Origin of the sequence: Actinoplanes sp. NPDC048791 (assembly GCF_040650095.1) — a bacterium.
Taxonomy (GTDB): domain Bacteria; phylum Actinomycetota; class Actinomycetes; order Mycobacteriales; family Micromonosporaceae; genus Actinoplanes.
This window is the reverse complement of sequence record NZ_JBEZGQ010000237.1, coordinates 1-10,081: the sequence shown is the minus strand read 5'-3', so window position 1 is coordinate 10,081 and position 10,081 is coordinate 1. Positions and strand designations below refer to the sequence as shown.

The window sequence follows — 10,081 nt, the reverse complement described above, 5'->3', positions numbered from 1 at the left end:
GCTGGCCCAGGGCCAGGCCGGCCAGCGTGCCGGTGAGGGTCAGCTGGACCGCGGCGGTGGTGGTCTGCAGGTCGTCGGTGATCGTCGGCAGCGACGGCAGATACATGTCGATGGTGAGCGGGCCGAGGGCGATGAGGAAGCCGAGCACCAGCACGAGCTGCAGCCGCTCGCGCGGGGACATGAGCTCCCCGGGCGTCTGCGCCGTCGGCGGTGCTGCGAGGCGTTCGGGCGCCTGGGTCATGAAAGTGGATCCCATCTCGTCGTCCGGTCGGTCGCTGTCCAGCGTCCGACACAGGTATGACAAGTTCGGGCTTCCGGGGGTGATTCCCCGGGCAGCAATTTGGTGCCGCCCGTCACAGTCAAGAAAAATAATGGGAAAAGGCCCGGCGCGCCTACCGAAGAATGGTAATTCGGTTGACGCGCCGGGCCCGGTGCCGACTATCGAAGGGATCAGAACGGCGTCAGCACGATGCCGGCCTGCCGCGGGTCGCCGGCGTGCACCAGCGACTCCTGGTTCTGCACGTCGTCGAAGGCGAAGCCGTACGCCTTACCGTCCACCATCTGCTCGTGGATGATCCGCGAGTAGTGGTTGGTCAGCGTGCCCTTGTAGAAGTCCGCCGCGGTCCCGCTGGGCTGGGTGTCCAGCGTGCCGAGCGTGCTGCGGTGCAGCGCCGCGCACAGCGTCCGGGCGATCGGCCCGACGACCTGGTCGTTCGGCGCGCCCAGGGCCCCGTCGCAGCCCCACACGTTGGCGGTCGAGGGCTTGGTGAAGGAGGCCACCGTCCGGCCGGTGGTGTCGGTGAAGTTCATGACGTTGCCGGAGGTACGGCCGAGGTACTTGGTGTCCGGGCGGTCGCCGAACGGCACCACGGTCAGCGTCCGGCCGGCGTACGCGTTCCAAGCCGACGTGATGTACGGGTCCAGGTACGTCGCACTGAACTGTCCGCCGTCAGCCGCCTTGCCCGGGGCGAGCACCCGCAGCACGGTCCCGTCGGCCCGGGTGTAGACGGTCTTCTCGAAGCCCGGCTGGGCCTTGACCCGGTCGATGACCCGCTGCCGCCCGCCGGCCTTGAGCTCGCCGGTCTTGCTGGTCACGCCGTTGCCGCCCTGCACCGAGACGATGTGCGGCACGGCGAACATGTCCACCTGTGAGCTGTTGAGCCACAGGCCGGAGTCGTTGAGCGTGAACTCGCTCCAGTCGAACAGGATGTCCTTGTTGGGGTCGGCGCCGGCCCACGGCGCCGGCTGGACCAGGCCGTCGATGCTGAGCCGGAAATCGAGCTTCTTACCGAACGACATGTAGAGCCGGCCGGAGAGGTTCTTCGGCATCTTGATCGTGGTGCTGGCGCCGTTGGCCGGTCCGGGGATCGACACGTCGGGGGCCGGGACCGGGGTCGGCTGGCCGCCGGTCCAGTTGGTGAACGTGCCGGCGCCGTTGACGTAGCCGAGCTTGCCGGTGCTCAGGTTGACGCCGAGCAGGTAGAGGTACACCGCGTCGGAGCGGCCGGTGTTGTTGGTGACCGTGACCGGCAGCAGGTTCGAGGCCGGCGGCGGTGACGGGTTGCCGGTCGGGGCCGTGGTGGGCGCCGTGGTCGGCGGCCGGGTGGTCGGTGCGGTCGTCGGCGGCCGCGTGGTCGGCGCCACGGTGGGGTTCTTCGTGGTCGGCGCGACCGTGGGGGCGGTCGGGCCGCCGCCGCAGGGCTGGCCGTTGAGCAGGCAGTTCAGCGGCGTGCCGCCCGCGCCGACCATGCCGAAGGAGACCTTGGCGCCGGCCGCGACGGTGCCGTTCCAGGCCCGGTTGGTGAAGGTCCGGTGGCTGCCGGCGGCGACCATCTCGGCGTCCCAGAAGCTGCCGATCGTGGCGCCGGCGGGCAGGTCGAACTCGACCTTCCAGGAGGTCATCGCCGACGAGCCGCCGTTCGTGATGGTGACGTCGCCCTGCCAGCCGGTGCCCCAGTCGGAGGTCTTGGTGAAGGCCGCGGTCGCCGCGGCGGCGGACGCCGGCAGGGCGATCCAGGTCGTCCCCGCGGCCGCGAGCACGGCGGCCACGGAGAGGATGAGTGTTCGTTTGCGGCGCATGGGGGACTGCCTCCGGAGGGGGATGTGCGGGGATGCGCCTAATTATTAGGACTCCTAACTGCGGATCCGTTAATTAAGAACGTCATTAAAGTTTTTCTAACGGAAGCCGCACACAAAGAGTCGCCCGCCGATCGCGGACAGCGCGATCGGCGGGCGATAACAGTTATTCGCTATGCGCGACGCCACTTCTGGTTCGCGCCGCCGGTGCAGTCCCAGAGGATCAGCCGGGCGCCGTCGTTGGCGTTCCAGGCGTCGATGTCGATGCACTTGTTGGCCTGCGGGTTGACCAGGTCGCCGGCCGCCGACAGGACGAACTGCTGCGCCGGGTTGCCGCTGCAGGTGACGATCTGGATCACCGCCCCGTTGGCCGTCGAGCCCCAGGCGACGTCCATGCACTTGTTGTTGGAGGTCTGCAGCGTGCCGTTGACGAAGTTCCACTTCTGCGCCGCGGTGTTGTTGCAGGTCCACATCTGCAGCCCCACGCCGTCGGCGAAGTTGGCGTTCGGCACGTCGATGCACTTGCTGTTCAGGTTGCTGATCAGCGAGTTGCCCCCGCTGCCGCCGCCGCTGGTGGTCAGCGACAGGCCGTAGACGCCGAGGATCTCGTTGACCGGCTGGAACCACATGGTGCCGCCGGACGAGCAGTTACCGCTGCCACCGGAGGTCACACCCTGGGCCTGGTTGCCGGAGATCCACGAGCCACCGGAGTCGCCCGGCTCGGCGCAGGCGTTGCTGCGGGACAGGCCGGACACGGCGCCCTGGGAGTAGACGATGGTCTCGTTGCGGCCCAGGATCGTGCCGCAGCGCCAGCCGGTGGTGCGGCCCGAGCGGCAGACCGAACTGCCGATCGCGGCGTCCTGCGAGCCGGCCACCAGCACGTTGCCGCCGGCGTAGTTGTTGACCCACGGCTGCGGGGTCCAGTTGCCGTTGGTCCGGACCCACGCGTAGTCGTTGCCGGGGAAGGACGAACCGGCGAAGGTGCCCTGCGCGACGTTGTTGTTGCCCAGGGTCGGGCTGTTCACGCCGCCGCAGTGCCCGGCGGTGACGAATCCGCCCGCGACCGAGAAGCCCACGGAGCACAGCGTGTTGCCGTTGATCACGTACTGGTCGCCGCCGCGGATGTCGTACATCGGCTTGGGAGCCTCGGCCGACTCGACGACGGTGACCGCCCCGGCTCCGCTGCTCTCGGCGAAGGCGCGGGCGGCAGCCGCCTTGCCCGGGGCCGCGGTCACCACGACCTTGTTGGCCGCGACGTCGACGTACCAGCCGCGTACCGCCGTGTTCTTGATCTTTGCCGCGTTCTTGTCGAGCTTGCGGCGGGAGGCGGTCAGGTCGGCGTCGCTGTGGGCGACGACCTTGGGGGTCGCGCCGGCCGCGCGGACCGCGTCCGCGGCCGCCGGGTCGGTGACCGCCACGGTGAGCCGGGAGCCGTCCGCGGGGATCCAGGCGCCGCCGAAGCTCGAGCCGAGCCGGGTGCGCAGCTGCTTCTCGACCACCGGGGCGCCGGCCTCGGTGGCGAGCCGGGCCGCGATCTGGTCGTCGGTCAGCCGCAGATCGCGGCGCATGGCGGCGACCATCCCGGGGGCCATGTCGAATCGGGCGGCCGCGGTGGGTGCGGCCGGCGCGGGTGTATCGGCGGCGAAGCTCGTGGCCGGTAGCAGGCCCAGCACGGTGAGCGCCGCGGTGGCGACGCCCAGGGAACGGACAGCACGGGACATGGGGGATCCTTCCGCTGAGCAGGGGGAACTCCGGGGAACGGAGAGCGCTCTCTGAATCGGAGTCTGTCGATTTGTTAACGAAGTGTCAAGAAACTTCGATGATCGTTGTCCATCGATGTCAGCGCGTCGCGCGACGCCGTCGGGCGGCGGAACGTGCTAGCTTTGTCGAGTTGCCGTTCCGATTTCTCATATTTGCCAGAGCCTGGTGGGTATCCGAACCCACTGGGCTTTTGTCGTATGAGTCCGGTTTCCTGATCCTCTACGGGCGGCGACGGAGTTCGCGAGGTGCGGGCTCCCTGTGGTTTCGAAAGGGTTCAGCATGGCTGTCGGCACAGTGAAGTGGTTCAACGCGGACAAGGGCTTCGGCTTCATCACCCAGGACGGCGGTGCGCCGGACGTGTTCGCCCACTTCTCCGCCATCGCCTCTGACGGGTACCGCACCCTCGAGGAGAACCAGCGGGTCGAGTTCGACATCGAGCAGGGCCAGAAGGGCCTGCAGGCGGCGAACATCCGTCCCATCTGACGAACGTCGGCGAGGGCCGTACCTTCCGCATCGCAGCGGAAGGCACGGCCCTCGGTCGTTTTCCCCCCGGCTCGACTCCTGCTATGAAACGAGTTCTGTGAAGACGTACTCCGGAGCCCCGTACGCGGCCGCGACCCACAGCGCCCTGCAGCGACGACTGCTGCGTAACGCCTCATTCCCGCCGCGCACGGTGCAGCAGGACGCCCTGAAGATGGGCCCTGTGCCGATGGTCCCGGAGGTCCACCTCTTCCTCGCCGAGGACTCCGTACTGCTCTGGGCCCGGCTCGAGGCCGAGGACGGTGGCCCGCTGCCCGCGCCGTACTGGGCCACCCCGTGGCCGGGCGGTCAGGCCCTGGCCCGGTACGTCCTGGACAACCCGGAGGTCGTCGCCGGCCGCCGCGTCCTCGACCTCGCGTCCGGCTCCGGCCTGGTCGCCATCGCCGCCGCGCTCGCCGGTGCCGCCGAGGTGACCGCCAACGACACGGACGGCTACGCCATCGCCGCGATCCAGGCCAACGCCAACGCCAACGGCGTGCAGCTCGCCACCGTGGCCGACGACCTGACCGACGGTGACGGTGACGACTTCGAGGTGATCCTGGCCGGGGACTGCCTCTACACCGCCGAGGTCGCCGCCAAGATGCTGCCCTTCATCGGCCGCGCGATGCAGCGGGGCGCGACCGTGCTGCTCGGCGACCCCGGCCGGGGCTACGCGCCGCCCGGGCTGCTGCGCACCCTCACCACCTACGAGTCGGCCCCCCTGGTCTCCGGCGAGGACGGCCAGCGCGACCGCACGAGCGTGCTCACCCCGGTGGCTGTGGCACTCACCAGCTGACGGTCCTCGCGGTTTCCCGGTCGGACGTGCAAGGCTGAACGCTGACACGCGTGCGACCGGGGGTTGCTGGATGATCGTGGGGTACAAGTCGTGGGCATGATCAAGGTGGTCGGGCTCGTCCTGCACCCGCGGCGGGACTGCGGTGCCGCCATCGACGCCATCGTCAGCTGGGCCACGTCGCGGGACGTCACCGTGCTCGGCCTGCACGACGAGATCAACCGGATCGACTGCGACGCCGTCGCGGTCGACGCCGAGGAGATGGTCGAGCGCGCCGGACTGCTGGTCAGCCTGGGTGGCGACGGCACCATGCTGCGCACGATGCGCCTGGTCGAGGGGCGCAAGACGCCCGTCCTCGGGGTCAACGTGGGCCGGCTGGGCTTCCTCGCCGAGGTCGATCTGCCGGACCTGCCGGGCGCCCTGTCCTCGATCGACGAGCACCGGTTCACCATCGAGTCCCGGACGGCCGTGCGGACGGTGCTGCCCGACGGCGAGGAAGTCTCCGCCTTCAACGACATCGCGCTGGTCCGGGTGCCCGGCTACGGCCTGGCCCACGTCGGCATCAACGTCGAGGGCAGCAACTTCGTCCGGTACGCGGCCGACGCCGTGATCGTCGCCACACCGACCGGCTCGACCGCGTACAGCTTCTCGGCGGGTGGCCCGATCGTCTCGCCCAACGTCGAGGGTCTGCTGGTCTCCGCGGCCGCCGCGCACTCCTCGTTCAACCGCTCGCTGGTGCTCTCCCCGGACGAGCAGCTCCAGCTCGACGTGCTGGCGACCAGCGGCCGGCTGGCCATCGAGGTCGACGGCATCATCCAGGGCTACGCCGAGGCCGGCCAGCAGCTCGCCATCATCCCGGTGCCCGGCGCCGCCCAGGTCATCCGCTTCGGCCAGACCTCGTTCTACGAGCGGGCCCGGCGCAAGCTGCGGGTCGAGGGCAGCGCCCAGGTCGGCTCCGGTGACGCCACCGACGCGACCGTCGTGGACAGCTTCGAGCAGTCCCGCTACGAGATCCTGCTCGGCGGCGAGCTGGCCGGGGTCCTGCACTACCGCCGTCACAGCGGGCAGGTCGAGCTCGCCCACACCGAGATCGACCAGGCCTTCGAGGGCCGTGGGCTGGCCGGCCGGCTGGCCTCGGCCGCGCTGGAGGACGCCCGTGGCCGGTCCACGCCGGTCGTGGTGACCTGTCCCTACGTCGCCGGTTACGTGGAACGGCACCCCGAGTACAACGATCTGCTCGCCGCGAGAGGAAACCCCGGATGACCAAGCCCGTCTGTACCCACCTCGACCAGGTCCAGGACGTCAAGCCGTCCGGCGACGGCTGCGTGGAGTGCCTCGCCGAGGGTGGCCGCTGGGTCCACCTGCGGGTCTGCATGACCTGCGGGCACGTCGGCTGCTGCGACTCGTCGCCCGGCAAGCACGCCACCGCCCACTTCCACGCCACCGGTGAACCGATCGTGCAGTCGTACGAGCCGGGTGAGAACTGGTGGTGGTGCTACCAGGACAACGTGGCCTTCGAGGTCGCGGACGCCCCCTCGTTCACGCATCCCTGAGGACTGACGCATGGGCCACCCCGCCATCCTGACCGTCGACGACGATGCCTCGGTGTCCCGGGCGATCGCCCGGGACCTGCGCCGCCGCTACGGCGAGGCGTACCGGATCATCCGCGCCGCCTCCGCCGCCGAGGCCCTCGAGGCCCTCAAGGAGATCAAGCTCCGCGGCGGCCGGGTGGCCGTCATCCTGGCCGACTACCGGATGCCGCAGATGAACGGCATCGAGTTCCTCGAGCAGGCGATGGACCTGTTCCCGAACGCGCGGCGCGCCCTGCTGACCGCGTACGCGGACACCGACGCCGCGATCCAGGCGATCAACGTGGTCGACGTCGACCACTACCTGCTCAAGCCCTGGGACCCGCCGGAGGAGAAGCTCTACCCGGTCCTCGACGCGCTGCTGGACGCCTGGCAGGCCACCGGCGACCGCGAGGTCGAGGACATCCGGGTGGTCGGGCACCGGTGGAGCGAGCCGTCGTACCAGGTCCGGGACTTTCTGGCGCGCAACCTGGTGCCGTACAAGTGGCTCGCCGCTGACGACCCGGAGGGCCGCCGCCTGCTGGAGGCCGCCGGGGTGGGCCCCGAGTCGATCCCGCTGGTGGTGACCGCGGACGGCCGGGCGATGGCGCAGCCGAGCAACTCGGAGGTGGCCGAGGCGGTCGGGCTCTCGACGGCGCCGGAGCGTGACTTCTACGACCTGATCATCGTGGGCGGCGGGCCGGCCGGGCTCGGCGCGGCCGTCTACGGCGCCTCCGAGGGGCTCAAGACGCTGCTGGTGGAGCGGCAGGCGGTCGGCGGGCAGGCGGGGCAGAGCTCCCGCATCGAGAACTACCTCGGTTTCCCCGACGGCATCTCCGGCGCGCAGCTCACCGACCGGGCCCGCCGGCAGGCCGGCAAGTTCGAGGCCGAGGTGCTCAACACCCGCGAGGTGGTCGGGCTGCGCACCGACGGATCGGCCCGCACGCTGCACTTCGCCGACGGTGGGGAGATCTCCGCGCACTCGATCGTGCTGGCCACGGGCGTCGCCTACCGGCCGCTGGCCGCCGAGGGCGTCGCCGAGCTGACCGGCTCCGGTGTCTACTACGGCTCCGCCGCGACCGAGGGGCCGTCCTGCGCGGGCAGCGACGTCTACATCATCGGCGGGGCGAATTCCGCCGGTCAGGCGGCACTCTTCTTCGCCCGGTACGCCCGCAGCGTCACCCTGCTCGTGCGCGGCGACTCCCTCGAGGCGTCGATGTCGTACTACCTGATCCAGCAACTCAACAAGATCGACAACGTGCACGTGCGGACCCGGTGCGAGGTGGTCGGCGCCCAGGGCAACGGGCACCTGCAGGCGATCACCATCTGTGACAGCAAGAACAACACGGTGACCAGCGTCGAGTGCGGCTACCTGTTCGTCTTCATCGGCGCCGAGCCGCGCACGGACTGGCTCGGCGGCGCCGTCGCCCGCGACGAGAAGGGCTTCGTCTACACGGGCCCGGATCTGCTCACAAATGGCACCCGTCCGGCGGGATGGGATCGGGACCGGGATCCGTTCTACCTGGAGTGCAGTGTTCCCGGCATCTTCGCCGCCGGCGACGTCCGGGCCAACTCGGTGAAACGGGTGGCCTCGGCGGTCGGCGAGGGCGCGATGGCCGTCACGCTGGTCCATCGTTACCTGGAGGCACAGTAGATGTCCGACATCGACGCGGTCGAGGAGATCGAACTCGAGCCCTGTGAACCCGGCAAGCTGACCCCTGCCGAGCTCAGGACCCTGTTCCTGTTCGAGAAGCTGACCGACGAGCAGCTCACCTGGATCGCCGACCACGGCTGCACCCAGCACGTCGCGGCCGGGGACCTGGTGATCGAGGAAGGCGCGCCCGCTGGTCACTTCTTCGTCCTGCTCAGCGGCACGGTCGCGCTGACCCGCCGGGTCGGGCAGGACGACGTGCAGACCATCCGTACGGAGCAGCGCGGCGTGTACATGGGGGCCACCCAGGCGTACATCCGTGACGAAGGTCTCGAGCGCAAGTACATGGCCTCCATGCGGGCGCTCGACGACTCCGACTTCTTCGTGCTCACCGCCGAGGACTTCGGCTGGATGATGCGCGAATGGTTCCCGATGGCGATCCACCTGCTCGAAGGCCTCACCCTCGGTATGCGCAGCACCCAGGCGGCGATCTCCGAACGGCAGCGGCTGGTCGCCCTCGGCGCGCTGTCCGCGGGCCTGATGCACGAACTCAACAATCCCGCCGCGGCGGCGTCCCGGGCCACCGGCGCGCTGCGTCAGCGGGTCGCCGGCATGCGGCACAAGCTGGGCATGCTGGCTGCCGGCAAGGTCGCCCCGGAGCGGCTGGACGCGCTGGTGGAGCTCCAGGAGGACGTCATCGAGCGGGCCGCCAAGGCCCCCACGCTGACCGCCATGCAGGCCGCCGACCGTGAGGACGAGCTGGGCGACTGGATGGAGGAGCACAGCGTCACCGGCGGCTGGGACCTGGCGCCCGTCTTCGCCCAGGGCGGCCTCGACATCGAGTGCCTCGAGCTGATCAAGGCCAAGGTCGTCGAGCCGGGCCTGCTCGACCAGGCGATCCACTGGATCGGGTACGCGCTGGAGACCGAGCAGCTGATGAGCGACATCGAGGACGCCACCGGCCGGGTCTCCTCCCTGGTGGCCTCGGCCAAGCAGTACTCCCAGCTGGACCGGGCCGCGCACCAGTGGATCGACGTGCACACCGGACTGGACAGCACCCTGGTCATGCTCGGCCACAAGATCGGCGACGGCGTCAAGGTGGTCAAGGACTACGACCGCAGCCTGCCCCAGGTGCCCGCACACCCGGCCGAGCTCAACCAGGTCTGGACCAACATCATCGACAACGCGGTGCAGGCCATGCACGGCGCCGGCACGCTGACGATCCGCACGTACCGCGAGGACGACCACGTCGTCGTGTCGATCGGCGACACCGGGCCAGGCGTGCCCGAGGAACTGCGCAAGCGGGTCTTCGAGCCGTTCTTCACCACGAAGGCGGTCGGCGAGGGCACCGGGCTGGGCCTGGACATCTCGTACCGGATCGTGGTCAACGGGCACGGCGGCGACATCGTCCTGAAGTCGCAGCCCGGTGACACCAAGTTCCTGGTCAGCCTGCCGCTGGCCGAGCAGGCGTCCCGTTAATGAGATGAGCCGCGAGCTCCGGCTCCCTATGATCAGGCACAGCGGTGGGCGGCTCCCCGCGGTGCTTCCTTCTCCACGACTCTTAATCGCAATCTAGCGCCGCGACTCTCCGCCCACCGCTTCCGCATGTCCCGGGGGAGGGTCGGACCATGGATTCACTCGCAGTCGTACTGCTGCGCCGTACCGCCAAGGTCGCGGTCTCCGCGGCCGGGCCCGCCACGACCGACGGCGCGG

The 10,081-nt window shown here is 69.9% G+C and carries 8 protein-coding genes and 1 pseudogene; 6 read left to right on the top strand and 3 right to left on the bottom strand.

Features of this window, described 5'->3' with window-relative positions; translation table 11 throughout:
• The 3 genes and pseudogenes from AB0C29_RS19045 to AB0C29_RS19035 form a co-directional block, all read right to left on the bottom strand.
• A pseudogene (locus tag AB0C29_RS19045) lies at positions 1–181 on the bottom strand (Bcr/CflA family drug resistance efflux transporter); the annotation flags it as partial.
• A gap of 269 nt (positions 182–450) precedes the next feature.
• Positions 451–2,079 (bottom strand): beta-1,3-glucanase family protein, encoded by a 1,629-nt coding sequence (locus tag AB0C29_RS19040; protein WP_360821805.1) that lies wholly within the window; start codon positions 2,077–2,079, stop codon positions 451–453.
• Positions 2,080–2,249: 170 nt separating this feature from the next.
• Positions 2,250–3,797, bottom strand: a complete 1,548-nt coding sequence (locus AB0C29_RS19035; protein ID WP_360821803.1) for a ricin-type beta-trefoil lectin domain protein — start codon at positions 3,795–3,797, stop codon at positions 2,250–2,252.
• 319 nt (positions 3,798–4,116) lie between these two features.
• On the opposite strand from AB0C29_RS19035, the gene AB0C29_RS19030 reads away from it, so the two are divergent.
• From AB0C29_RS19030 to AB0C29_RS19005, 6 genes are all read left to right on the top strand, one after another.
• Entirely contained in the window at positions 4,117–4,320 is a 204-nt protein-coding gene (locus AB0C29_RS19030; protein WP_023561244.1) for a cold-shock protein, read from the top strand.
• A 97-nt stretch (positions 4,321–4,417) separates the two neighbouring features.
• The gene (locus tag AB0C29_RS19025; protein WP_360821801.1) at positions 4,418–5,152 is read left to right on the top strand and encodes a 50S ribosomal protein L11 methyltransferase; all 735 of its coding nucleotides are present in this window, start codon (positions 4,418–4,420) and stop codon (positions 5,150–5,152) included.
• Between the two features lie 96 nt (positions 5,153–5,248).
• Complete coding sequence (locus tag AB0C29_RS19020; RefSeq protein WP_360821799.1) at positions 5,249–6,412, top strand: NAD(+)/NADH kinase; 1,164 nt, start codon at positions 5,249–5,251, stop codon at positions 6,410–6,412.
• The gene (locus AB0C29_RS19015; RefSeq protein ID WP_360821797.1) at positions 6,409–6,702 is read left to right on the top strand and encodes a UBP-type zinc finger domain-containing protein; all 294 of its coding nucleotides are present in this window, start codon (positions 6,409–6,411) and stop codon (positions 6,700–6,702) included. The genes AB0C29_RS19020 and AB0C29_RS19015 overlap by 4 nt, the downstream gene beginning before the upstream one ends.
• A 10-nt stretch (positions 6,703–6,712) precedes the next feature.
• Entirely contained in the window at positions 6,713–8,371 is a 1,659-nt protein-coding gene (locus tag AB0C29_RS19010) for an FAD-dependent oxidoreductase (RefSeq protein ID WP_360821795.1), read from the top strand.
• On the top strand, positions 8,372–9,847 hold the full coding sequence (locus AB0C29_RS19005; protein ID WP_360821793.1) for an ATP-binding protein: 1,476 nt from the start codon (positions 8,372–8,374) through the stop codon (positions 9,845–9,847).
• Positions 9,848–10,081: the final 234 nt, after the last annotated feature.